Raw genomic sequence first — 22,920 nt, 5'->3', positions numbered from 1 at the left:
GCGCGGCGTGCGAAGCTCAATTGAGCGGTTCGCAAAACGACACCCGATCGCGCAATTCGCGGCCGGCGACCACCGGGTCCTGCCCGGCCGGCAACGTGACCGACACCGACGTGCGCTCGGTCGCACTCCGCGGCTTGAGCCCTGGCCAATGCGTCTCCTTCCAGGTCGCGATCCAGTCGAGCTCGCCGCGCCGCGCACCGGGCACGAAGCGCAGCCGCAGCGTCCCGTCGAAGTCCTCGCTGCAATGCGGCGCATGCTTGTACTCGCGCTCCGAGAAACACGCACGAATCGTCTTACTGCAGCTGAACGGCAGCGTCGCGATCCGTGGCCGGCTCGCATGCGCGCCGTTCGGCAGCAACTCGACGAAGTCCGCGTCTTGCCAGCTACCGCCGCCGCCCGAATACATCTCGGACCAACCGGCGAGCACCGCGACCGCGACGCGATCGCCGCCGAGCGGATACAGCGCCGGATAGATATCGAGCGGCGGCGCGGTGCCGTCGCCGAGTTCGCGCTCGGCCGGCGCGTAATCGGAGAAATCCCAGCGCTGCAGCACCTTCCAGCCTGCCGCGTAGCCGAGCTTCAGCAATTGCGGGCCCGGCAGGATCGCGTAGTAGTCGGCCGGCACGTCGCCTTTGATGCGATACAGCGACGGCTTCGCATCGGCATCGGCGTCGCACTTCGCCGAAACGAGCGCGCATAGGTTGCGCTGCCAGTCACGATCGGGCGCCGCGGTTTTCGCGACTTCGACGAACGGCACCGCACGGGCTTCGTCCGACGGCGCAGCGGCAAGCACGGGCGCGGCGGCGATTACGGTGACGAGCGCGGCTGCAAGCTCGGTCGCAAAACGTACGACGCGCGGCCGGATTCGGATGCTCATGTCAGGTTGTCCCGTGGCCGGCCGGTCGCGACGCCCGCCCCGCGCGTTGCCGCGCGGCGGCTCACCGCGTGCTCGCATAGAGCGTCGAGTCGGCGAATCCGTGCGCGTCGAGCACGCGGCCGATCAGGATCAGCGCGGTGCGCTCGATGGCCGTGCGGTCGACCTTCGCGACGATGTCGGCCAGCGTGCCGGTCACGCGCTCCTCGTCGGGCCAGCTCGCGCGATAGATCACCGCGACCGGGCAATCGGGCCCGTAGTGCGGCAGCACTTCGTCGACGATGCGCGCGAGGTGACGCACGCCCAGATGGATCGCGAGCGTCGCGCGATGCGCGGCGAGCGCGCCGAGCGCTTCGCCTTCCGGCATCGTCGTCTTGCCCGCGAAGCGCGTGAGGATCACCGTCTGCGCGACGCCGGGCAGCGTCAGCTCGACGCCGAGCGTCGCCGCGCACGCGGCCGTGGCCGTCACGCCCGGCACGATTTGATACGGGATCCCGAGCGCGTCGAGCCGGCGGATCTGCTCGCCGATCGCGCCGTACAACGACGGATCGCCCGAATGCACGCGCGCGACGTCCTGCCCTTTCGCATGCGCGTCGGCGAGCAATGCGACGATCGCGTCGAGATCGAGGTCGGCGGTATTGACGACCTGCTCCGCGCGATGGCCGTCGAGCACGGCGGGCGGCACGAGCGAGCCTGCGTACAGGATCACCGGGCACGTGCGCACGAGGCGCTGGCCCTTCACCGTGATCAGCTCCGGGTCGCCGGGGCCCGCGCCGATGAAATACACCGTCATCGAAAATTCTCCGTCAATTCATTGAGTGGCCGCGCGCGGCCGGATCGAGTGCGTCGAGCAGCGCGGCGGCCGAGTCGAAGGTGCGATCGGCGGCGGGCAGCGGCGGACGTTCGAGCATCACGACGGGCAGCCGGCGCTCGCGGGCGACGTCGAGCTTCGCCTCGGTCGCGGCGCCGCCGCTGTTCTTGCTGACGACGACGTCGATCCCGGCGAGCGCGAACAGCGAGCGTTCACCTTCGAGCGAGTACGGCCCGCGCGCGGCGACGATCTGCGCGCGCGCATTGCCCGGATGCGGATCGAGACAGCGCACCAGCCAGAACTGGTGCGGCGGGATCGCGTCGAGGTGCGCGAGCGGCTCGCGGCCGAGCGTGAACAGCGGCCGCCGAAACGGCGCGAGCGCCGCCTCGATGCCGGCCCAGTCGCCGACCATGCGCCAGTCGTCGCCCGGCTGGGGCGTCCACGGCGCGCGGCGCAGCGCCCACAGCGGCACGTGCGCGTCGCGCGCGGCGGCGGCCGCGTTCGCGCTGATTTGCGCGGCATACGGATGCGTCGCGTCGATCACGAGGCCGATGCCGGCATCGCGCAGATACGCGGCGAGCCCGGCCGCGCCGCCGAAGCCGCCGACCCGCACCGCGCAGCGCAGATCGTCGGGCACCTTGCCGAGGCCCGCGAGGCTGTACACGTGTCGCGGGCCGAGGGCGCGCACGATTTTCAGCGCGTCGCCGGTGCCGCCGAGCAGCAGGATGCGCGCACTCATCGCGCACTCCCGACGAAGCGCCCTTGCCGGTCGATCGCGAACATTTCGACCGCGACCGAGGCCGGCACGATGTCGCGCGCGACGCGCAGCGCATGTGCGCAGACGATGTCGCCGAGCGGCACGCCGTCGGCGAGCGCGAGCTTCAGCGCTTCCTGGCTCGTGTTGGCCGCGCGCATCGCGGCCTGCAGCGCGTCGCTCGCGCCGGCGTCGGCCGCCCACTGCGCGAGCAGCGGCAGGTCGATGCTCGAATGGCGGCTGTGCAGGTCGAGATGGCCGGCCGCGAGCTTGCTGAGCTTGCCGAAGCCGCCGCACATCGACACGCGCGCGAGCGGCGCCCGGCGCAGATGCTTGAGCACCGCGCCCGCGAAATCGCCCATCTCGATCAGCGCGATGTCGGGCAGCCCGTAGTGCGCGCGCATCGCGTCCTCGCTCGCGTTGCCGGTGCACGCGGCGATGTGCGCGATGCCGTTCGCGCGCGCGACGTCGATGCCCTGATGGATCGATGCGATGTACGCCGCACAGGAGAACGGCCGCACGATGCCGGTCGTGCCGAGGATCGACAGGCCGCCGACGATGCCGAGCCGCGGGTTCATCGTCTTCAGTGCGAGCGCCTCGCCGCCCTCGACGCCGATCGTCACGTCGAATCCGCCCGTATAGCCGTGCTCGGCCGCGAGCGCGTCGAGGTGCGTCGTCATCATCTGGCGCGGCACCGGGTTGATCGCCGGCTCGCCGATCGGCAGCGTGAGCCCCGCGCGCGTCACCGTGCCGACGCCCGGCCCCGCATGGAAGCGCACACCCGGCGCGGCCGACAGCGCGACGCGCGCAAACACCAGCGCGCCGTGCGTGACGTCGGGATCGTCGCCGGCGTCCTTGATCGTGCCGGCTTCGGCGCCGGCCGCCGTGGTCCGGCAGAATTCGAGCCGCATCATCACGCGCTGGCCCTTCGGCAACACGATCTCGACCGCATCGTCGGCACGGCCGCCGAGCAGCAGGCGCGCGGCCGCGAGCGACGTCGCGGTGGCGCAGCTGCCGGTCGTGTAGCCGAACCGCAGCGGCGCCGGCTGTTCGGGCGTTTCGTCGCGCATCATGCAGCGCCCGCGTCGGGCTTGCGCACGTCGTACAGCGTGACCGGCAGCGGCTGCCGCCACGTGTCGAAGCGGCCGAGCGGCTCGGCATGCGCGAGCGACACGCGCGTGAGCGTGCCGCCGTGTGCGTCGCGCCACGCGGCGAGCGCGAGCTCGCCCTGCAGCGTGACCGCGTTCGCGACGAGCCGCCCGCCCGGCTTCAGCGCGGCCCAGCACGCGTCGAGCACGCCGGCCCCGGTCGCGCCGCCGCCGATGAAGATCGCGTCGGGCGGCGCCAGCCCCATGAGCGCAGCGGGCGCGCGCCCGGCGACGAGTTGCAGGCCCGGCACGCCGAGCGCGTCGCGGTTGTGTTCGATGTAACGCTGCCGTTCCGCGTGCGACTCGATCGCGATGGCGTGACACGACGGATGCGCCCGCATCCATTCGATGCCGATCGAGCCGCTGCCCGCGCCCACGTCCCACAGCAGCTCGCCCGGCGCGGGCGCGAGACGCCCGAGCGTCAGCGCGCGCATGTCGCGCTTGGTGAGCTGGCCGTCGTGCCGGTATGCGTCGTCGGGCAGGCCCGGTGTGAGCGCGCGGCGCGGCGCATCGGCGCCGGCCACGCAGTCGAGCGCGACGAGATTGAGCGCCGCGGTTTCGTCGATCCGCCAGTCGTGCGCGAGGCCGTCGATGCGCCGCTCCAGCGGGCCGCCGAGGTGCTCGAACACGCTGATGCGGGTCGGCCCGAAGCCGCGCGCCGTCAGTTCGGCGGCGACCGTGGCCGGTGTGCGGCCGTCCGCGCTCAACACGAACAGGCGCCGGCCCGGCAGCAGGTGGCGCGCGAGTGTCGCGAGCGGCCGGCCGACGAGCGACACGGCGCCGACGTCCTGCAACGCCCAGCCGAGGCGCGCGGCCGCAAGCGACAGCGACGACGGCGCGGGCAGCACGCGCCATTCGTCGGCGCCCAGCTCACGCGCGAGCGTCGCGCCGACGCCGAACAGCATCGGGTCGCCGCTCGCGAGCACGCAGACGGGCGCGCCGCGCGTCGCGAGCAGGCCCGACAGATCGAACGGCGACGGCCACGCTTCGCGGGCGGCCGTCAGCCGCGCCGGCAGCATGTCGAGGTGCCGCCGCGCGCCGACGATCCGCGTCGCGTCGAGCAGCGCGCGCCGCGCGCTGCGCCCGAGCCCCGCGTAGCCGTCGTCGCCGATGCCCACTACCGTCAGCCACGCCGTCATCCATCCTTCCCCATCGTCCGGTTCCATCGAGTCGCCGCGCGCGGCGCACACGCGCGCGCCGGTGCGGCGATCCGCATTGCGAAAGACGGCATGGTAGCGTGTTCCACCGCGCGTTTCCATCCGCCGGCCGCGGCGCCGCGCAGCGTTTTCGCGTCGGCTCACACCGCCGTTCGGCGGTCGCGAAGCGGCGGTGAAATCGGGTATCCTACGGCCGTTCGTTCGCCGGTGCCCTTCGGGGCCGAAGAGGGAACACAGGGCGCGCCGCGCCGCTGTGGCTGCCCCCGCAACTGTAGACAGCGAGCCGCGCTCCGCCACATGCCACTGGTTTCACCGGGAAGGCCGGGAGCCGGCGCCGACCTGTCAGCCAGGAGACCTGCCGGCCAGAAAGTGCGTGCGTGCCAGTCGGCGTCGGGCGGGGTGTACCGATGCGTTGGCCGCGGCGCCACACTGCCCGCTATCCCGTTGAGTTCCGCCCCCGATTCGAATCCTGCGTTGCCCGTCGTGCGCCCGTCGGCGTGCCCGGGGCTCATGCGCGTCGTCGCGGCCGCAGACGGCGGCCTGTGCCGGATCAAGCTGCCCGGCGGCCGGCTCGCCGCCGCGCAGGCACGCGCGATCGCCGACGCCGCGCGCCGGTACGGCTCCGGCCTGATCGACGCGACCAACCGCGCGAACCTGCAACTGCGCGGCATTCGCGACGGCGCGGCCGCGCCGCTCGCCGGCGCCCTGCTCGACGCGGGCCTCGGCCCCAACTCGGCCGCGTACTCCGGTGCGTGCTGCGGCGCGGATGCGGTCGGTGCAAGCGACGCCGACGACGCCCGCGCCGCGCTCGCCGCGAGCGACGACGTGCGCAACCTGCTGCTGAGCCCGCTCGCCGGGCTCGATCGCGCCGCGCTCGTCGACAGCCGCGCGCTCGCGCGCCCGCTGCTCGACATGCTGACGCACGAGCCGCGCCGCGGTGAGCTGTCGCCGAAATTCTCGATCCAGCTGGACGGCGGCGAAGCGGTCGCGGCGCTCGATCATCCGCACGACATCTGGCTCGCCGCATGGCGGCGCGACGACGGCGCGCCGCGCATCGCCGCGGGCCTCGCCGGCTGTCCGCCGGTCGCGCCCGGCGACCGGCCCGCATCGTTCGACGTCGCGCCGCACCAGGCCGTCGAACTGGTGCGCGCGTTGCTGCTCGCGTTCCTCGATCTGGCACCGGCCGGCGTCACGCGCATGCGGGCGCTGCTCGCCGACGGCGGTGAACGCGCGCTCGTCGCGCGCGCGCAGCACTACGCGCCGTTCCCGCTCGCGGCCGATCCGGCGCTCGCCGGCTGGCGGCGTCCGCCGGCCGGGCCGATCCGGCGCTCGCCGGCTGGCGGCGTCCGCCGGCCGACGCCGCGCTGCGCTTCGGCGCACGGCCGACGCGCGACGCCGATCGCTGCAGCGTCGGCGCGCAGTTCGTGCTCGGCCGGCTCGATGCCGCGCTGCTGGAGCGGCTCGCCGCACTGGCCGACGCCGACGGCGACGGCACGCTGTCGATGACGCCGTGGCAAGGCGTCTTCGTGCACGGCGTGCGCGTCGCGCGCGCGCCGGCCGTGCTGGCCGCGCTCGCGTCGCTGGGCCTCGTCTGCACGCCGCTCGACCCGCTCGCGACGCTGGTCGCGTGCACCGGCAGCGCGGGCTGCGCGAAGGCGCGCGCGGATACCAAAGGCGATGCGCTCGCGCTCGCCGCGCGCGTCGGCCGGCCGCTCGACGTGCATCTGAGCGGCTGCGAGCGCCATTGCGCGCTGCCGCATCCCGCGGCCTACACGCTGATCGCGGTGGCGCCCGCACGCTACGACCTTTACCGGCGCGATACGACCGTGGGCCCCGGCGCCCCGCTCGCGCGCCATCTGACGATTGACCAGGCCGCAGCCCGACTGACGGGCGCGCGGCACAGCCAGGACACCACCGATGCTTGACTACATTCGCGACGGGCAGGAGATCTACCGCCAGTCGTTCGCGACGATCCGCGCCGAGGCCGATCTGACGCGGATTCCGCCCGATCTCGAGAAACTCGCGGTACGCGTGATCCACGCGTGCGGGATGATCGACATCGTGTACGACCTGCGTTTTTCCGCGGGCGCGGGCCACGCGGGCCGCAGCGCGCTCGCGGCCGGCGCGCCGATCCTGTGCGACGCGAAAATGGTCGCCGAAGGCATCACGCGCGCGCGGCTGCCGGCCGGCAATCGCGTGATCTGCACGCTCGGCGAGCCGGAAGTGCCCGCGCTCGCACGCGAGCTCGGCAACACGCGCTCGGCCGCGGCGCTCGAACTGTGGCGCCCGCATCTGGCCGGCAGCGTGGTCGTGATCGGCAACGCGCCGACCGCGCTGTTTCATCTGCTCGACATGCTCGACGCCGGCGCGCCGCGCCCGGCGCTGATCCTCGGCTTTCCGGTCGGCTTCATCGGCGCGGCCGAATCGAAGGCGCTGCTCGACGCCGACAGCCGCGGCGTGCCGTACGTCGCGCTGCTCGGCCGGCGCGGCGGCAGCGCGATGGCCGCGGCCGCGGTCAACGCGCTGGCCACGGAGGCCGAATGACGGCCGCGCGCGGACGGCTGTTCGGCGTCGGCGTCGGCCCCGGCGACCCGGAACTGATGACCATCAAGGCGTTGCGGGTGCTGCAGGCCGCGCCGGTGGTCGCGTATTTCGTCGCGAAGGGCAAGAAAGGCAACGCGTACGGGATCGTCGAAGCCCACCTGCTCGACACGCAGACGCAGCTGCCCCTCGTCTATCCGGTGACGACCGAGGCGTTGCCGCCGCCGCTCTGCTACGAGACCGTGATCGCCGATTTCTACGACACGGCCGCCGCGATCGTCGCGTCGCATCTCGATGCAGGGCGCGACGTCGCGGTGATCTGCGAAGGCGATCCGTTCTTCTACGGGTCGTACATGTACCTGCACGATCGCCTCGCGCCGCGCTACGACACCGAAGTGATTCCCGGCGTGTGCGCGATGCTCGGCGGCACGGCCGTGCTCGGCCAGCCGCTCGTGTATCGCAATCAGAGCCTGTCGGTGCTGTCCGGCGTGCTGCCCGAGCACGAACTGCGCACGCGGCTCGCGCAGGCCGACGCGGCCGTCGTGATGAAGCTCGGCCGCAACTTCGACAAGGTGCGGCGCGTGCTCGACGAACTCGGCCTCGCGAAACGCGCGCTGTACGTCGAGCGCGCGACGATGGCCACGCAGCGGATCGTGCCGCTCGACGACGTCGATCCGATGGCGTCGCCGTATTTCTCGCTGCTCGTCGTGCCGGGGAAAAAATGGCAAGGATGACGACTCCGCCCGCGATCGTGATCCTCGGCGCGGGCGCGCTCGACACCGCGCGGCGCATCCAGGCGCGTTATCCGGGCGCGCGCGTGCACGGGCTCGCGTCGCGCGTCGACGCCGACGTGCCGTTCGACGAGCTCGGCGCGCAGTTGCGCGAACTCTATGCGCGCGGCGCGCCGATCGTCGCGCTGTGCGCGGCCGGCATCGTGATCCGCTGCATCGCGCCCGCGCTCGCCGACAAGGGCGTCGAGCCGCCGGTGCTCGCGGTCGCGGAAGACGGTTCGGCCGTCGTGCCGTTGCTCGGCGGGCTGACCGGCGTCAACGCGATCGCACGCGAAATCGCGGACGCGCTCGGCGTCGCGCCGGCGATCACGACGAGCGGCGAGTTGCGCTTCGGCGCGTGCGTGCTCAATCCGCCCGACGGCTACGCGCTCGCCGATCTGCAGCAAGGCAAGCGCTTCGTGTCCGACCTGCTCGCCGGGGCCGCCACGCGCATCGACGGCGCGGCGCCGTGGCTCGACGACGTCGCGCTGCCGCGCGACGCCGCCGCCGCGCATGCGATCCGCGTGACGCCGGATGCGTGGCGCGGCGCGCGCGACGAACTGGTGATTCATCCGCGCAGCGTGGTGGTCGGCGTCGACGCACAGGGCGTGCGGGCCGACGCTGCGGCGTCGCTCGGCGAGCAAGCCGATCCGTTGCTCGCGCAGCGCATCGGCGCCTTGCTCGATACGCACGGTCTCGCGCGGCAGGCGCTGGCGGCACTCGTCGCGCCCGCGACGTTGCTCGGCGATACACGGCTCGACGCGGCAGCGCACACGCTCGGCGTGCCGCTGCGTTTCGCCGATGTGGATGCCGGCTCCGATGCCGCCGCGCTGCTCGGCCGCACCTTGCGCGTCGCTCACACGCTGCGCGGCGCGTCCGGCGGCCTCGCGTGCGCCGTGGCGGCGCAGCCGGTCGATTCCGCCACGCTCGGTCGCGCGCGCGGCCGGCTGACGGTGCTCGGGCTCGGGCCGGGCGACGCCGCCTGGCTCACGCCGGCCGCGCGCGCGGCGCTGGCGGACGCCACCGACATCCTCGGCTACACGACCTACGTGACGATGGCCGGGCCGTTCCGGGCGGATCAGCGCGTGCACGGCACCGACAATCGCGAGGAAATGCAGCGCGCGCGCCATGCGTTCGAACTGGCGGCCGAGGGCCGGCGCGTCGCGGTCGTGTCGTCGGGCGACCCCGGCGTGTTCGCGATGGCCGCGGCCGTGCTCGAAGCGCTCGACGAAGCGCGCGACCCGCAATGGGCGGCCGTCGAGCTGCGCATCGAACCCGGCGTGTCGGCGTCGCTCGCGACCGCCGCGCAGGCCGGCGCGCCGCTCGGCCACGACTTCTGCGCGATCTCGCTGTCGGACAACCTGAAGCCGTGGGAGGTGATCGAGACGCGCCTGCGGCACGCGGCGCAAGCCGATCTGGTGATGGCGTTCTACAACCCGATCTCGCGTGCGCGGCCGTGGCAGCTCGATCGCGCGCTCGACGCGGTGCGCGCGCATCGCGCCGCCGATACGGTCGTCGTGCTCGGGCGCGACATCGGCCGGCCCGGCGCGACGCTCGTGACGACGACGCTCGGCGCGCTGCGCAGCGATCAGGTGGACATGCGCACGATGGTGATCGTCGGCTCGTCGACGACCCGGCGATTCGCGATCGGCGACGGACGCGAGTGGGTGTATACGCCGCGCTGGTATCGCTGAGCGCGGTGTAGGTTGCGGCGATCGCAGCTACTGCTGCGCCCGCCGCGCATCGCGGGCCCCCGGCCCGCGCGCTCAGCCCTGCGGAATCGAGTCCGGGCGCACGTACGCGAGCATGTGCGGCACGTAGTCGGCCTTGCCGAGATCGACGCCGTGATGGCGCAGGATCGCGTACGCCGCAACTGCATGAAAGTAGAACTGCGGCAGCGCCCAGTCGCGCGCGTACTGCTCGCCCGTCATGTCGAACGCGGTGCCGTTCGGCAGTTGCAGCGAGATCGGCCGTGTCGCGCCGCCATCGAGCGCGTCGGGCGCGAGCTCGCCGAGAAACGCGATCGTGCCGGCGACGATGCCCTGCGCATCGCTCAGCGTGCCCGGTTGCGCGTCCGCCTGCCAGCCGGCTTCGCGCAACGCGAGCAGCGCGTCGGGCAGCGCTTCGCCGCGCAGCCGGTACACCGGCTCCATCGCCTGAAAGCACGAGAAGCGCACCTGCGCGGCGAGCGGATACATGTCGGGCGCGAGCTTCAGCGTCAGCAGCGCATCGCCCGCGTCGCCCGCGGCCTGCCGCTGCGCGAGCGCCTTGTCGAGCCACGCGGATTGCGCGCGCAGCATCTGGGTGAAGGTGGGAACGAGCAGTTGGGTCAGTGACATCCAGGTCCTCCTATCGGTCGTTCATGCCGCGACCTCGGCGTCGCGGCGAATCGGTCGCCTGCTGCGGCCGCCGCTTCGGCACGCGCGACGTCACGGCTTGCCGTGGCGCGCGACGAAGCGGTCGAGCTGCGACGCGAAGGCGTTCGCATCGCGCGCGCTGAACGGCGCGGGGCCGCCCGTATCGATGCCCGCGCTGCGCAGCTGTTCCATCATCGCGCGCGTCGACAGGCGCTCGTCGATGTTGTCGCGGCTGAACCAGTTGCCGCGCGGGTCGAGCGGATGCGCGCCCTTGTCGAGCAAGGCGGCGGCGAGCGGAATGTCGGCCGTCACGACCAGATCGCCCGGCTGCGCGAGCTCGACGATGCGCGCGTCGGCCTCGTCGAAACCGGCCGGCACCTGCAGCGCCTTGATGTGCGGCGACGGCGGCGTGCGCAGGAACTGGTTCGCGACCAGCGTCACGCAGATCCCGGTGCGGCGCGCGACGCGAAACAGCATGTCCTTGATGACGGCGGGACACGCGTCGGCGTCGACGAAGATTTGCATGGCTGGCGTTCCGGTGAGCTGAAACGGCGATCATAGCGCAGCGCCGCCGCTCGGCACCGCTCGGCAGCACTCACCGCAGGCGCGCTCAGCCGGTCGCCTGTCCATGCAGCGTCGCCGCGGCCAGCCACTGCGCGCCCCACGCGTCGGCGAGCCGTCTGCCCTGCCCGATCGCGACCGCCGCGCGATCGAAGTCGACGAACACGACATGATCGGCGGCAGCCGGTCGCGGCGGCGTTTCGCGCGTGCGCCCGTCGGACAGCACCCACAGCCAGCGTTGCTTGCCGGGGGCGCGGCGCGCGTCGCGGGCCAGCAGTTGCGACGCGGCCGCGATGCCGTCCGCGAGCGGCGTGCCGCCGCCGCCGTCCACTGGGTCGAGCCAGCGCGCATTCCACCACCGCGGCACGGCCGGCCCGAAGCGCCGCGCGACGCCGTTGCCGCCGAAGCAGATCAGCGCGGTTTCCATGCGGCGGCGCGCCGCGTCGTCGAAGTACGCGACGATCAGCCCTTTCGCGAGCGCGAGGCGCTCGTGCGACAGCATCGACGCCGAGCAGTCGAGCACGAAGCAATGCAGCGCAAGCGGTGTGCCCGCCCGTTTGCGGAACCGCAGATGCGCGGCGTGCAGCGGCTCGCCGCGCTTCGCGGCGAGCGTCGCCGGCCAGGCGAGCGCCGTGCCGGCAGGGGCCGCGCCGGGCACGCGCGCGGCGGCGCCCGGCTGCCATCGAGGACCGCGAACGACGTTCGCGGCGGCGGCGTCTCGATGGCTCAGCGTTTTTTTAGCGGCAGCGGCACCACGCCCTTCACGTCGTGCAATCCGGCCGGCTCGGGCGGCAGATAGCCCCAGTCGCCATCGGGCGACGGCGCAGCGCCGCCCGCCGCGTGCGCGCCCCCGCGCTCGTCGCGCCGCGAATGCGGGTCCGGCGGCGCACGGCCGTCGCGTGCGCCGTCGTCGCGCGACGGCGATGCATCCGGCGCGCGCGGCGCATCCGCATGACGCCGGTGGCGCAGCACCGCGTCGGCCACGCGTTCGACGTGCGACACCGTCACCGCGGCGGCCTGTTCGAGCGCCGCGAGTGCGCGCGCGGCGCGCAGCATCACGAGGTCCGCGCGCAGCCCGTCGACGGCCGCGTCGATGCACAGCGCGCTCACGCGCGCGTGCACCGCGTCGTCGAAATCCAGCGCGGCGAGCCGTTGCCGCGCCGCGCGAATGCGCTCGGCGAGCGCGCGCTGCGCATCCGCGTGACGCGCCCGGAACGCGTCGGGGTCGCCGTCGAACGCGAGCCGCGCCTTCACGATCTGCGCGCGCTGCGCGGCGTCGAAACAGTTCTCGAGCTCGACCATCAGCCCGAAGCGATCGAGCAGCTGCGGGCGCAGCTCGCCTTCCTCGGGATTCATCGTGCCGACCAGCACGAAGCGCGCGTCGTGCGCGTGCGACACGCCATCGCGCTCGACCACGTTCACGCCGCTCGCGGCGACGTCGAGCAGCGTATCGACGAGCCCGTCGGCCAGCAGGTTGACCTCGTCGACGTACAGCACGCCGCGATGCGCGCGCGCGAGCAGGCCGGGCCGAAAGCGCACGCCGTTCTCGGCGAGCGCGTGCGCGAGATCGAGCGTGCCGGTCACCTGCTCGTCGCTGGCCGACAGCGGCAGCGTGACGAATTCGCCTTCCGGCAGCAATTCCGCGAGCGCGCGTGCGGCGGTCGACTTCGCGGTGCCGCGCGGCCCGCTGACGAGCACGCCGCCGAGCGCCGGGTCGATCGCCGCGAGCAGCAGCGCCTGCTGCAGCGGCTCTTGCGCGACCAGCGCCGCGAACGGGAACACCGCGCGCGTGCGCTGCATGGTCGGATCGGTCATGGTTGCCTGCCTTCCTGAAGTTGTTCGCTGTCGAGCCAGACCGCTTCGATCCGCTCGCGATAATCGCCCGGCTGCTGCCACAGCCCGCGCTGCATCGCTTCGACGAAGCGTTCGCAGATCCCGTGCAGCGCGTGCGGGTTGTGCCGCTGGAGGAACGCGCGGGTGTCGTCGTCGAACAGGTACGCGTCGGCGACGAGCGCGTACTGGTGGTCCGACAGCACGCGCGCGGTCGCGTCATAGCCGTACAGATAGTCGACGGTCGCGGCCATCTCGGCCGCGCCCTTGTAGCCGTGGCGCTTCACGCCGTCGAGCCACTTCGGATTGACCACGCGCGAGCGGATCACGCGCGCGATTTCCTCGCGCAACGTGCGCATCTTCGGCGCGGCCGGGTTCGCGTGGTCGCCGTGGTAGACGCTCGGCTGCTGCCCGGACAGGTGCCGCACGGCCGCCGTCATCCCGCCCTGGAACTGGTAGTAGTCGTTCGAATCGAGGATGTCGTGCTCGCGGCTGTCCTGGTTCTGCACGACCGCGTCGATCGTCGCGAGACGCTCGCCAAACACGTCGGACGCGGCGTCCCCCGCGCTGTTCTGCGCGTACGCATGGCCGCCCCAGCGGCGATACGCGTCGGCGAGATCGGCGTCGCTCTGCCAGCCGCGCCGGTCGATCAGGTCCTGCAGCCCGGCGCCGTAGCTGCCCGGCCGCGCGCCGAACACGCGCCAGCCGGCGCGGCGCCGCGCTTCGTCCGGCGCGACGCCGCGCGCGATCCAGCTCGCCCGCTCGCGCTCGATGCGCGCCCGCACGGGGTTCAGCGCTTCCGGCTCGTCGAGCGCGGCCACCGCCTGCACGGCCGCATCGAACAGATGCATCAGGTTCGGGAACGCGTCGCGGAAGAAGCCCGACACGCGCAGCGTCACGTCGATGCGCGGCCGGTCGAAGATCTCGATCGGCAGGATCTCGAAATCGGTCACGCGATGGCTGCCATGCGCCCACTTCGGCCGTACGCCGAGCAGCGCGAACGCCTGCGCGATGTCGTCGCCGCCGGTGCGCATCGTCGCGGTGCCCCATACCGACAGCCCGACCGCGCGCGGATAGTCGCCGTGATCCTGCAGATGACGCTCGATCAGCTGCTGCGCGGATTTCAGGCCGAGCGACCAGGCGGCCTGCGTCGGCACCGCGCGCGTGTCGACCGAATAGAAGTTGCGGCCGGTGGGCAGCACGTCGGGACGGCCGCGCGACGGCGAACCGCTCGGCCCCGGCGGCACGAAGCGGCCGTCGAGCCCGCGCAGCAGCTGGCGCAGCTCCTCGCCGCCGCACGCGTCGAGCGCGGGTAGCAGCGTCGCGCGCACGCGTTCGAGCACCGCGCGCGCGTGCGGCCAGTCGCCGGGCGGCGCTGTGCCGCCGTCGGCCGGCGCAGCGCCTTCGCCCGCGCACACGTCGTCGAGCCACTGCTGCGCGAGCCGTTCCAGCCGCTCGCGCGTATCGCCCGCGTGGCGCCACGGCGCCGCGTCGAGCGCCTGCAGCACGGCCGGGCGCGGGCCGGTCCACGGCGCGGCCCAGTCGGCCGCGAGCGGATCGAAAGCGTCGCCGAGCGACAGATCGCGCGCGAGCGCGCCGATCAGCCCGGCGCGTTCGCCGCGGCCGTCGCCGACCGGAAAGCGCGCGAGCGCGAGCAAGGTGTCGCGCCGCTGGCGAGCGGCCGGCGACACGCCGAACACGTGCAGCCCGTCGCGGATCTGCGCTTCCTTCAATTCGCACAGCCACGCGTCGACGCGCGTGAGCAGCGCATCCTCGTCGCCCGCATCGCGCGGCGGCGACACGCTCAACTCGTCGTGCAGCCGATGCTCGGCGATCGTCGCGAGGATCGTCTTGCGCAGCAGCTTCGCGCGCCGCGCGTCGACCATCAGCGCTTCGTAGTATTCGTCGACCTGCCGTTCGAGGTCCTGCAGCGGCCCGTAGTTTTCCGCGCGCGTGAGCGGCGGCATCAGGTGATCGACGATCACGGCCTGCGCGCGGCGCTTCGCCTGACTGCCCTCGCCCGGATCGTTGACGATGAACGGATACAGGTGCGGCAGCGGCCCGAGCGTCAGGTCGGGCCAGCATGCGTCGGACAGCGCGACGCTCTTGCCCGGCAGCCATTCGAGGTTGCCGTGCTTGCCGAGATGGATGACCGCGTCGATGCGGAACGCATCGCGCAGCCAGAAGTAGAACGCGAGGTACGCATGCGGCGGCACGAGCTCCGCATCGTGGTAGCTCGCATAGTCGTTGTCGTCGCGCGAGCGCGACGGCTGGATGCCGACGAACACGTTGCCCGCGCGCCAGCCGGCGATCGTGAAGCGCCCGTGGCGCAGCGTCGGGTCCGCTTCCGGCTCGCCCCAGCGCGCGTTCAGCGCGTCGCGCACCGCCGCCGGCAGCCGCGCGAACTGCGCCCGGTAGTCGGCCAGCGCGAAGCTCTGGAACGCCGGGCGCAGCGCGTGCACGGCCGGCTCGTTGGTCACGCCCGCGGTGAGCCGCGCGATCAGCGCATCGCCGTCGGCCGGCAGGTCGGCCACCGTGTAGCCGGCGTCGCGCAGCGCCGCGAGCACGCGCAGCGCGGACGCCGGCGTATCGAGCCCGACGCCGTTGCCGATGCGGCCTTCGCTTTGCGGATAGTTCGCGAGGATCAGCGCGATGCGCTTGTCGGCGTTGTCGAGCGTGCGCAGCCGGCACCAGCCGCGCGCGAGCGCCGCGACGAACGCGATCCGCTCCGCGTCCGGCTGGTAGCGCACGACGTCGACCTGGGTGTGCGGGCAGCGATACGCGAGCCCCTTGAAGCTGACCGCGCGCGTGACGATGCGCCCGTCCACTTCCGGCAGCGCGATGTGCATCGCGATGTCGCGCGCATGCAGCCCCTGGTTGTCGGCGAGCCACGCATCGCGGTTGCCGCCCGACAGGATCACCTGCAGCACCGGCGCGTCGCCGGCCAGCACGTCGGGCTCGGGCGCGTCGATCGCGCCGGCCGCGAACGCGGTGGTGTTCAGCACGAGCGCGACGCGATGCGCGTCGCACAGGCGCGTGATGACCTCGCGGCTCAGCGCGTCCTTCAGCGACGTCACGGCGATCGGCAGCGGGTTGAGGCCTTCGCGCACCAGTGCGTCGGCCAGCGCGTCGAACACCGCCGTGTTCGCGGCCTGCCAGTGCGCGCGATAGAACAGGATCGCGACCACCGGCGCGCCGGGCGTCCAGCGCGCGCGCCAGTCGTCGACGCTCGCTGGGTCGCGCGCCGGGTGGTACAGCGCGGCGGCCGGCAGCGGACGCGGCGGCGCCGGCTCCGCACCGAAGCCGAGCGTATGGAACGCGATGCTGCGCAGCAGCGCGTCGGCGTTGTGCAAGCCGCCTTCGCGCAGATAGCGCCACCACAGCCGGCACAGCACCGGCGCGACCGTGCTCTTCGCGACGAGGTTCGGATCTTCCTGCAGGTCGCCCGATAACATCGCGAGCTGCTGCCCGCGCTTCGACGCGAGCGACACGGCCTGTTCGATCCCGTACGGCCAGTACGCCTCGCCGCCCAGATGATCGATCACGACCGTTTTCGCATGACGCAGCACGTCGTCGACGTAGAAATCGACCGACGCCGGCTGGCGCAGGAACGTGACGTTCGCGAGCCGCACGCTTGGGAAACCGGCCGGCAGCGTCGGCACGACGCCGGCCAGCAGCGACAACGTCGTGTCGGCCGAGCTGAGGATCACGATGTCGGCCGGCTGCTGGTCGATCCGGACGACGCCCTGCGTATCGTCGACGAAGCCGCCCGGCGTGGTGCGCAGCAGATGCATCGCGTTACGCCTGCTGCAGTTCGGCCGCGCAGGCGGCATCGAACGCGCGCTGCAGCGCGGCCGCGTCCAGCGACTCGCCGATCAGCACGAAGCGGCTCGCGCGCGGCTCGCCGTCCTGCCAGCGCCGGTCGAAATAGCTGTCGAAGCGGCGCCCGACGCCCTGGATCACGAGCCGCATCGGCGCGTCCGGCAGCGCCGCGAAGCCTTTCGCGCGGTAGATCGTATGGGCCTCGACCACGCGCTGGAGCGCGGCGATCGTCGCTTCGCGCGTGCCGGCGTCGCCCGCCACCACCACCGAATCGAAATCGTCGTGATGGTGATCGTGATCGCCGTCGTCGGCCGAGCCGTGATGGTCGTGGCGCAGATGGATGGTGTCCTCCGACGCCGCTTCGAGCCCGACCAGCAGCGACAGATCGAGCTCGCCGCGCGTCGCGCGCACGATCTTCACCTGCGGCGGGATCTCGTCGCGGATCGCGGCCTCGATGTCGGCGAACTGCGCGTCGGCGACGAGGTCGGCCTTGTTCACGATCACCAGATCGGCCGACGACAGCTGGTCGGCGAACAGCTCGTGCAGCGGCGATTCGTGGTCGAGGTTCGGATCGGCGCGGCGCTGCGCGTCGACGGCCTGCGGATTCTCGGCAAACTGGCCGGCGGCGGCTGCCGGCCCGTCGACGACGGTCACCACCGCGTCGACCGTGAAGCTGTTGCGGATGGTCGGCCAGTTGAACGCCTGCACGAGCGGCTTCGGCAGCGCGAGCCCGGACGTCTCGATCAGCACGTGGTCGATGTCGGCGCGGCGCTCGACGAGCGCCTCCATCACCGGATAGAACTCCTCCTGCACGGTGCAGCACAGGCAGCCGTTCGCGAGCTCGTACAGCTGGCCGGCCGCTTCGCCGGGCGTGCCGGCTGGGTCGTCGCAGCCGATGCCGCAGCCCTTGAGGATTTCGCCGTCGATGCCGAGCTCGCCGAACTCGTTGACGATCACCGCGATGCGGCGGCCCGCGGCGTGCTGCAGGATGTGGCGCATCAGCGTGGTCTTGCCGCTGCCGAGAAAGCCCGTGACGATCGTGACGGGCAGCTTGCGTAGGGTCATGGTGAGTCCTGTATCGGAAAGAGAGTCAGGCGGACAGCGTCACGTCGATTTCGTCGTAGCGTTTGAGGCGGTAGATTGCGGCCGACACGACCCAGCACGCGACGAACAGGCCGATCACGACGTAGCCGAGCATCCCGAAGTGCGAGGCGACGAGCGTCGCGAAGTCCCACACCGGGCCTTGCAGCGCGAGCTTGTCGGCGAGCAGCGCGAGCACCTCGATGCCGCCGATCAGCGCGGCGACCAGCACCGACACGAACGTGATCGTCATGTTGTAGTAGATCTTGCGGATCGGCCGCACGTAGGCCCAGCGGTACGCGCCCATCATCAGGATGCCGTCGGTGGTGTCGACGAGCGTCATGCCGGCGGTGAACAGCACCGGCAGCGCCATCACCGACCAGAACGACAGGCCGCCCTGCACCTGCGTGGCCGAAATGCCGAACAGCGCGATCTCGGTCGCCGTATCGAAGCCGAAGCCGAACAGGAAGCCGACCGGATACAGATGCCAGCTGCGCGACACGAGCCGGAACAACGGCCGGAACAGCCGGGCCAGCACGCCGCGCTGGTTCATCAGCAGGTCGAGATCGGCATCGACGATCGCGTCGCCGCGGCGCGCCGCGCGAAAGGTCCGGTACACCGAAATCAGGATCAGCAGGTTCGCGGCCGCGAGCACCAGCAGGAAGAACGCCGACACGCTGGTGCTGATCACGCCGCCCCAGGTCTTCATGCTCTCGAAGCGCGCGAGCGACGCGGCCGTGAGCGCGACGGCCACCGACATCACGATCACCACCGTCGAATGGCCGAGCGAGAAGAACAGGCCCGCGCCGAGCGGGCTGCGGCCTTCCTGCATCAGCTTGCGCGTGACGTTGTCGATCGCGGCGATATGGTCGGCGTCGACTGCGTGGCGCAGCCCGAATACGTACGCGAGCAGCGCGGTGCCGAGCAGCACGGGCTGGTCGCGAAACGCGACGAACGCCCAGATCCACGCGCCGACGTTGAACGCGACGAGAAGCGAATAGATCGCGGCGATTTTGCCGCGCAACCCGGACGGGCTGTCGTTGAACAGGCGGAAGAACGAGTCGAGCATGATGCTCCCTTGCGAACGGTCGACATGATGAATGCCAACACGGCTGCCGCCTGCCCTGCCCGCGCGGCCCGCCGCTCGCCGCGCCCGGCCGCGCGCACGCGTGCGACGCTCCGATCGATGACGGAAGTGGAAAACGCTCGGGCGTCGGGCGTGCTGCGGCCGTGGACGATGCGCCGCCTCCCCGCGGCGCTGAACCCCACGTTCTGGCCGGTATCCGGGCTGACGAACACGCCGCTTCGCCTTCCCGGATGCGCGGCATCCAGTGGCGGTCGTCCGCATGCGCTGGGCATGCGGCGAAGCGGCGCTGCAACGCGCTGGGCGCGTGCGTTCGCTTACCGTTGCGGGGGCAGCACAGGTTGGCTCGTCTGCGGTGCAGGCAGGCTCCCTGTTTCCCGTTTAACTGCGCGCGCCGGAGCAGCGCGCGCGAGCACCAAAACGCGTGCGAGTGTAGGGGGCGGTGCCGGCAGCGTCAAGGCAAAACCGGCCATCGCGGGGCCGCCGCCGGGCGCCGCGACCGCACACGGCGGCCCGCCGCGCGCGGCCGCGGGGGCAGGCATGGCCGGTTCGCGCGGGCCGGGCGCTGTGCTATCGTATGCGCCGCGTTCGGTGCTCGCGTGCGCATTGCGCGCATGCAGTTAAACGGGAAACAGGAGGCGGAGCTTCGCCTGGCCTGTGCTGTCCCCGCAACGGTACGCCGCCCGCGCGCCGCGGTTGCTCCGCGCGCGCCCAGGCCGCCCTCGATGCCACTGCCCCAGCGGGCGGGAAGGCTGCGGCCCGGCAAGCGGCCAGCCCGGATACCGGCCGACGCAAGGGGCGAGCGCGCTGCTCGCCGAACGCCCGGTCCGCGAGGGACGGACCGGAGCGCCGTCTGCCCGCGCCCACGCGCTTCGCCCGATCCGCCCATGCACTGCCTGTCTGCCGGCCCCCGTGCCGCTCGCCGTTTCGTTTCCCCTGCCATGCCGCGGTGCGTGCCGTGGCGCGCCCGATGAGCCGCGCGTGGCTCGTCGGCGCGGGCCCCGGTGACGCCGATCTGCTGACGCTGAAGGCCGTGCGTGCGATCGCCGCGGCCGACGTGCTGCTCGTCGACGATCTCGTGAACCCGGACGTCCTGCGCCATGCGCGCGCGGATGCCCGCATCGAGCACGTCGGCAAGCGCGGCGGCCATGCGTCGACGCCGCAGCACGAGATCGTCGCGGCGATGCTCGCGCATCTGCGCGCGGGCCGCAGCGTCGCGCGCCTCAAGGGCGGCGATCCGTTCGTGTTCGGCCGCGGCGGCGAGGAGCTGCTCGCGCTCGGCGCGGCCGGCTTCCCGGTCGAGGTCGTGAACGGCATCACGGCCGGCATCGCGGCGCCGGCCGCGCTCGGGATTCCGGTCACGCATCGCGGCGACGCGCAGGGCGTGATCTTCGTCACCGGTCACGGCGCGGGCGCCGACGAACCCGACTGGCGCGCGCTGGCCGCGACGCGGATGACGCTCGTCATCTACATGGGGATTCGCCGGCTCGCCGCGATCGTCGCCGCGCTTGGCGCGGGCGGGCTGCCCGGCGACACGCCGTGCGCGGCCATCGAGAACGCGACGCGCGACGCGCAGCGGCACGTGCTCGCGACGCTCGAGACGGTCGTCGAACGCGTGAACGCGGCCGGCATCGGCTCGCCGGCGATCGTCGTGATCGGGCGCGTGGCCGCGCTCGCCGCCGATCCGGCGGTGCGCGCCGCACTCGGCAGCGGCGCATGATGCGCGTCGCGCTCGGCGTCGGCTTTCGCGCGCACGTGACGGCCGCGCAGCTCGACGCGGCGATCCGCGCGGCGCTCGCGCGCCATCCGGGCGCGGAGCCGGCCGTCGTCGCGACGCTCGCCGACAAGGCGCGCGCGCGGCCGCTGCGCACGCTGTGCGCGCAACGCGGCTGGCCGCTCGTCGGGTTCGACGCGGCCGCGCTCAAGAGTTGCACGGCGCCGCCGTTGAGCGCCCCGTCGCCCGCCGCGCTCGCGCGCTTCGGCGTGGCGGGCGTCGCCGAGCCGTGCGCGCGCCTCGCCGCGCCCGACGGCCGGCTGCTCGGCCCCAAATTGATCCGGGACGGCGTGACGGTCGCGCTCGCCGGCCCGCTCTGAAGCGTTTGTTTCGCTTTCCACAGGACGACTCCCGATGAAGACCGATGCCGAATCCCATCAGCGGATGACCGACCGCCGCCGCGCCGGCCACGAGAAGAAGCAGGCCGCGGCCACCCGCGAAAAGGGTCTGCTGATCGTCAACACCGGCAACGGCAAGGGCAAGAGCACGGCCGCGTTCGGCATGGCCGTGCGCGTGCTCGGCCATGGCATGCGGCTCGGCGTCGTGCAGTTCATCAAGGGCGCGCTGCATACGTCCGAGCGCGATTTCCTCGGCGCGGTCGCGCAGTGCGACTTCGTGACGATGGGCGACGGCTATACGTGGAACACGCAGAACCGCGACGCCGACATCGCGACCGCACGCAAGGGCTGGGACGCGGCGCGCCGGATGATCGAAAGCGGCGAGTACCGGATGGTGATCCTCGACGAGCTGAACACCGTGCTCAAGTACGAGTACCTGCCGCTCGACGAAGTGCTCGCGACGCTCACCGGCCGGCCGGAAGCCGTGCACGTCGTCGTGACCGGGCGGCACGCGCCCGACGCGCTGATCGACGCGGCCGACCTCGTCACCGAAATGCGGCTCGTCAAGCATCCGTACAAGGAGCAAGGCGTGAAGGCGCAGCCCGGCGTGGAGTTCTGACCGATGCGTGCGTGTCCCGCGCTGTTCGTCAGCGCACCGGCGTCCGGCCAGGGCAAGACGTCGGTGACGGCCGGCCTCGCGCGGCTGCACCGGCGGCTCGGCCGGCGCGTGCGCGTGTTCAAGACCGGGCCGGATTTTCTCGATCCGATGCTGCTCGAACGTGCGAGCGGCGCGCCCGTGTACGCACTCGATCTCGGGATGGTCGGCGAGGCCGGCTGTCGCGCGCTGCTCGCCGACGCGGCGCGCGACGCGGACCTGATCCTGATCGAAGGCGTGATGGGCCTGTTCGACGGCACGCCGAGCAGCGCGGACCTGGCCGCTGCGTTCGGCGTGCCGGTCGTCGCGGTGATTTCGGCGAAGGCGATGGCGCAGACGTTCGCCGCGATCGCGTTCGGGCTCGCGCGGTTCCGGCCGGGCGTGCCGTTTTACGGCGTGCTGGCGAATCGCGTCGGCTCGCCGCGGCATGCGCAACTGCTGCGGCAGGCGCTACCGGACGACCTGCGCTGGCTCGGGCACGTGCCGGCCGACGCGGCGATCGCGTTGCCCGAACGGCATCTCGGCCTGCACCAGCCGGCCGACATCGACGATCTCGACGCGCGGCTCGAGCGCGCCGCCGACGCGCTCGCGCAGACCGCGCTCGCCGAATTGCCGCCGGCCGTCGCGTTCGCAGCGCCCGAAGTGGCACCCGAAGCAGCCGCGCTGCCGCGCTCGCTGGCCGGCACGCGGATCGCGGTCGCGCGCGACGCGGCGTTCTCGTTCATCTACCCGGCCAATCTCGCGCTGCTCGACGCGCTCGGCGCGCAGGTGCGGTTCTTTTCGCCGCTGGCCGACGAACCGGTGCCCGACGCGTGCGACGCGCTGTTCCTGCCGGGCGGCTATCCGGAGCTGCACGCGGCGACGCTCGCCGCGAATGCGGTGAGCGCGCGCACGATCCGCGCGCACGCGGCGGCCGGGCGGCCGATCGTCGCGGAATGCGGCGGGATGCTGTACCTGTGCGAGTCGCTGACCGACGCGCAGGGCGCGACGACGCCGATGGTCGGGCTGCTGCCGGGCCATGCGACGATGCAGCGCCGCTTCGCCGCGCTCGGCATGCAGACGCTCGCGACGCGCTGGGGCCCGATGCGCGGCCATACGTTCCATTACTCGCGGCTCGATACGCCGCTCGCGGCGGCAGCGACGGCGGCACGCTGCGACGGCGCGAGCGGCAGCGGCGAAGCCGTGTATCGCGCGGGGCCGGTCGTCGCGACCTACATGCACATGTACTGGCCGTCGAACCCGGATGCGGCCGCGGCGTTGTTTCGCGGCGAGGCGTTCGATCAGGTTGAGCAGGCCGATCGAGCGAGCGGAGAGACGCCGGAAGTCGTGCCGGAATAGCGGGCTGCGGCGCGAGACCTCGCCTT

19 protein-coding genes, 1 pseudogene and 3 riboswitches are annotated in these 22,920 nt (G+C 72.7%); of the genes and pseudogenes, 8 read left to right on the top strand and 12 right to left on the bottom strand.

The window, feature by feature from the left end; genetic code table 11:
* Window positions 1-16 precede the first annotated feature (16 nt).
* The 5 genes from MYA_RS07260 to MYA_RS07240 form a co-directional block, all read right to left on the bottom strand.
* Entirely contained in the window at window positions 17-877 is an 861-nt protein-coding gene (locus MYA_RS07260; RefSeq protein WP_014723038.1) for a hypothetical protein, read from the bottom strand.
* A gap of 61 nt (window positions 878-938) precedes the next feature.
* Entirely contained in the window at window positions 939-1,667 is a 729-nt protein-coding gene (gene cobM / locus MYA_RS07255) for a precorrin-4 C(11)-methyltransferase (protein ID WP_011884853.1), read from the bottom strand.
* 13 nt (window positions 1,668-1,680) lie between these two features.
* The gene (locus MYA_RS07250; protein ID WP_014723037.1) at window positions 1,681-2,424 is read right to left on the bottom strand and encodes a cobalt-precorrin-6A reductase; all 744 of its coding nucleotides are present in this window, start codon (window positions 2,422-2,424) and stop codon (window positions 1,681-1,683) included.
* The gene (locus MYA_RS07245; protein ID WP_011884849.1) at window positions 2,421-3,509 is read right to left on the bottom strand and encodes a cobalt-precorrin-5B (C(1))-methyltransferase; all 1,089 of its coding nucleotides are present in this window, start codon (window positions 3,507-3,509) and stop codon (window positions 2,421-2,423) included. The genes MYA_RS07250 and MYA_RS07245 overlap by 4 nt, the downstream gene beginning before the upstream one ends.
* On the bottom strand, window positions 3,509-4,726 hold the full coding sequence (locus MYA_RS07240) for a bifunctional cobalt-precorrin-7 (C(5))-methyltransferase/cobalt-precorrin-6B (C(15))-methyltransferase (protein ID WP_011884847.1): 1,218 nt from the start codon (window positions 4,724-4,726) through the stop codon (window positions 3,509-3,511). Before MYA_RS07240 ends, MYA_RS07245 begins: the two co-directional genes overlap by 1 nt.
* A 206-nt stretch (window positions 4,727-4,932) precedes the next feature.
* Window positions 4,933-5,121: riboswitch (cobalamin riboswitch) on the top strand.
* Between the two features lie 133 nt (window positions 5,122-5,254).
* On the opposite strand from MYA_RS07240, the pseudogene cobG reads away from it, so the two are divergent.
* The 4 genes and pseudogenes from cobG (at window position 5,255) to cobJ (ending at window position 9,749) form a co-directional block, all read left to right on the top strand.
* Window positions 5,255-6,669, top strand: a pseudogene (gene cobG / locus MYA_RS07235) (precorrin-3B synthase).
* Window positions 6,662-7,288, top strand: coding sequence for a precorrin-8X methylmutase (locus MYA_RS07225; RefSeq protein WP_014723034.1), 627 nt, complete (start codon window positions 6,662-6,664; stop codon window positions 7,286-7,288). Before cobG ends, MYA_RS07225 begins: the two are co-directional and overlap by 8 nt.
* Window positions 7,285-8,019 (top strand): precorrin-2 C(20)-methyltransferase, encoded by a 735-nt coding sequence (locus MYA_RS07220; protein WP_014723033.1) that lies wholly within the window; start codon window positions 7,285-7,287, stop codon window positions 8,017-8,019. The genes MYA_RS07225 and MYA_RS07220 overlap by 4 nt, the downstream gene beginning before the upstream one ends.
* Window positions 8,016-9,749 (top strand): precorrin-3B C(17)-methyltransferase, encoded by a 1,734-nt coding sequence (gene cobJ, locus MYA_RS07215; RefSeq protein WP_014723032.1) that lies wholly within the window; start codon window positions 8,016-8,018, stop codon window positions 9,747-9,749. The genes MYA_RS07220 and cobJ overlap by 4 nt, the downstream gene beginning before the upstream one ends.
* Before the next feature lie 72 nt (window positions 9,750-9,821).
* Here cobJ and MYA_RS07210 read toward each other — a convergent pair whose 3' ends face one another.
* The 7 genes from MYA_RS07210 to MYA_RS07180 form a co-directional block, all read right to left on the bottom strand.
* Entirely contained in the window at window positions 9,822-10,394 is a 573-nt protein-coding gene (locus MYA_RS07210; RefSeq protein ID WP_014723031.1) for a DUF1993 domain-containing protein, read from the bottom strand.
* Between the two features lie 90 nt (window positions 10,395-10,484).
* Window positions 10,485-10,937 (bottom strand): YaiI/YqxD family protein, encoded by a 453-nt coding sequence (locus tag MYA_RS07205; protein WP_014723030.1) that lies wholly within the window; start codon window positions 10,935-10,937, stop codon window positions 10,485-10,487.
* An 85-nt stretch (window positions 10,938-11,022) separates the two neighbouring features.
* A complete protein-coding gene (locus MYA_RS07200) occupies window positions 11,023-11,631 on the bottom strand; it encodes a vWA domain-containing protein (protein ID WP_014723029.1) in 609 nt (202 codons plus the stop codon).
* Window positions 11,632-11,699: 68 nt separating this feature from the next.
* A complete protein-coding gene (locus MYA_RS07195) occupies window positions 11,700-12,788 on the bottom strand; it encodes an ATP-binding protein (protein ID WP_014723028.1) in 1,089 nt (362 codons plus the stop codon).
* Window positions 12,785-16,597 (bottom strand): cobaltochelatase subunit CobN, encoded by a 3,813-nt coding sequence (gene cobN, locus MYA_RS07190; protein ID WP_014723027.1) that lies wholly within the window; start codon window positions 16,595-16,597, stop codon window positions 12,785-12,787. The genes MYA_RS07195 and cobN overlap by 4 nt, the downstream gene beginning before the upstream one ends.
* A 4-nt stretch (window positions 16,598-16,601) precedes the next feature.
* Window positions 16,602-17,690 (bottom strand): cobalamin biosynthesis protein CobW, encoded by a 1,089-nt coding sequence (cobW, locus tag MYA_RS07185; protein WP_014723026.1) that lies wholly within the window; start codon window positions 17,688-17,690, stop codon window positions 16,602-16,604.
* A gap of 25 nt (window positions 17,691-17,715) precedes the next feature.
* The gene (locus tag MYA_RS07180) at window positions 17,716-18,774 is read right to left on the bottom strand and encodes a HoxN/HupN/NixA family nickel/cobalt transporter (RefSeq protein WP_011884826.1); all 1,059 of its coding nucleotides are present in this window, start codon (window positions 18,772-18,774) and stop codon (window positions 17,716-17,718) included.
* A 188-nt stretch (window positions 18,775-18,962) separates the two neighbouring features.
* Window positions 18,963-19,224, bottom strand: a riboswitch (cobalamin riboswitch).
* A 136-nt stretch (window positions 19,225-19,360) separates the two neighbouring features.
* Window positions 19,361-19,594, top strand: a riboswitch (cobalamin riboswitch).
* A 165-nt stretch (window positions 19,595-19,759) separates the two neighbouring features.
* Here MYA_RS07180 and cobA point away from each other — a divergent pair.
* Genes cobA through MYA_RS07155 form a run of 4 tightly spaced genes read left to right on the top strand, consistent with a single transcriptional unit; the run spans window position 19,760 to window position 22,894 of the window.
* The gene (gene cobA, locus MYA_RS07170; protein WP_011884825.1) at window positions 19,760-20,509 is read left to right on the top strand and encodes a uroporphyrinogen-III C-methyltransferase; all 750 of its coding nucleotides are present in this window, start codon (window positions 19,760-19,762) and stop codon (window positions 20,507-20,509) included.
* Window positions 20,506-20,883: a cobalamin biosynthesis protein gene (locus tag MYA_RS07165; protein ID WP_041493829.1), complete on the top strand. Its 378-nt coding sequence runs from the start codon at window positions 20,506-20,508 to the stop codon at window positions 20,881-20,883. The genes cobA and MYA_RS07165 overlap by 4 nt, the downstream gene beginning before the upstream one ends.
* A gap of 34 nt (window positions 20,884-20,917) precedes the next feature.
* On the top strand, window positions 20,918-21,520 hold the full coding sequence (gene cobO, locus MYA_RS07160) for a cob(I)yrinic acid a,c-diamide adenosyltransferase (protein ID WP_014723023.1): 603 nt from the start codon (window positions 20,918-20,920) through the stop codon (window positions 21,518-21,520).
* A 3-nt stretch (window positions 21,521-21,523) separates the two neighbouring features.
* On the top strand, window positions 21,524-22,894 hold the full coding sequence (locus MYA_RS07155) for a cobyrinate a,c-diamide synthase (RefSeq protein WP_014723022.1): 1,371 nt from the start codon (window positions 21,524-21,526) through the stop codon (window positions 22,892-22,894).
* The last annotated feature ends 26 nt before the right edge of the window (window positions 22,895-22,920 follow it).

Source organism: Burkholderia sp. KJ006 (genome assembly GCF_000262695.1).
Lineage (GTDB): Bacteria > Pseudomonadota > Gammaproteobacteria > Burkholderiales > Burkholderiaceae > Burkholderia > Burkholderia vietnamiensis.
Note: the sequence above shows the minus strand (reverse complement) of the source record. Positions and strands in the feature narration are given on the sequence as shown.

Coding starts and splice junctions, on each gene's coding strand:
- MYA_RS07240 (WP_011884847.1), bottom strand. CDS start 4,726: ATGACGGCGTGGCTGACGGTAGTGGGCATCGGCGACGACGGCTACGCG.
- MYA_RS07210 (WP_014723031.1), bottom strand. CDS start 10,394: ATGTCACTGACCCAACTGCTCGTTCCCACCTTCACCCAGATGCTGCGC.
- MYA_RS07225 (WP_014723034.1), top strand. CDS start 6,662: ATGCTTGACTACATTCGCGACGGGCAGGAGATCTACCGCCAGTCGTTC.
- MYA_RS07220 (WP_014723033.1), top strand. CDS start 7,285: ATGACGGCCGCGCGCGGACGGCTGTTCGGCGTCGGCGTCGGCCCCGGC.
- cobJ (WP_014723032.1), top strand. CDS start 8,016: ATGACGACTCCGCCCGCGATCGTGATCCTCGGCGCGGGCGCGCTCGAC.
- MYA_RS07205 (WP_014723030.1), bottom strand. CDS start 10,937: ATGCAAATCTTCGTCGACGCCGACGCGTGTCCCGCCGTCATCAAGGAC.
- MYA_RS07195 (WP_014723028.1), bottom strand. CDS start 12,788: ATGACCGATCCGACCATGCAGCGCACGCGCGCGGTGTTCCCGTTCGCG.
- MYA_RS07245 (WP_011884849.1), bottom strand. CDS start 3,509: ATGCGCGACGAAACGCCCGAACAGCCGGCGCCGCTGCGGTTCGGCTAC.
- MYA_RS07260 (WP_014723038.1), bottom strand. CDS start 877: ATGAGCATCCGAATCCGGCCGCGCGTCGTACGTTTTGCGACCGAGCTT.
- MYA_RS07250 (WP_014723037.1), bottom strand. CDS start 2,424: ATGAGTGCGCGCATCCTGCTGCTCGGCGGCACCGGCGACGCGCTGAAA.
- cobN (WP_014723027.1), bottom strand. CDS start 16,597: ATGCATCTGCTGCGCACCACGCCGGGCGGCTTCGTCGACGATACGCAG.
- MYA_RS07155 (WP_014723022.1), top strand. CDS start 21,524: ATGCGTGCGTGTCCCGCGCTGTTCGTCAGCGCACCGGCGTCCGGCCAG.
- cobM (WP_011884853.1), bottom strand. CDS start 1,667: ATGACGGTGTATTTCATCGGCGCGGGCCCCGGCGACCCGGAGCTGATC.
- cobW (WP_014723026.1), bottom strand. CDS start 17,690: ATGACCCTACGCAAGCTGCCCGTCACGATCGTCACGGGCTTTCTCGGC.
- MYA_RS07165 (WP_041493829.1), top strand. CDS start 20,506: ATGATGCGCGTCGCGCTCGGCGTCGGCTTTCGCGCGCACGTGACGGCC.
- cobO (WP_014723023.1), top strand. CDS start 20,918: ATGAAGACCGATGCCGAATCCCATCAGCGGATGACCGACCGCCGCCGC.
- MYA_RS07180 (WP_011884826.1), bottom strand. CDS start 18,774: ATGCTCGACTCGTTCTTCCGCCTGTTCAACGACAGCCCGTCCGGGTTG.
- cobA (WP_011884825.1), top strand. CDS start 19,760: ATGAGCCGCGCGTGGCTCGTCGGCGCGGGCCCCGGTGACGCCGATCTG.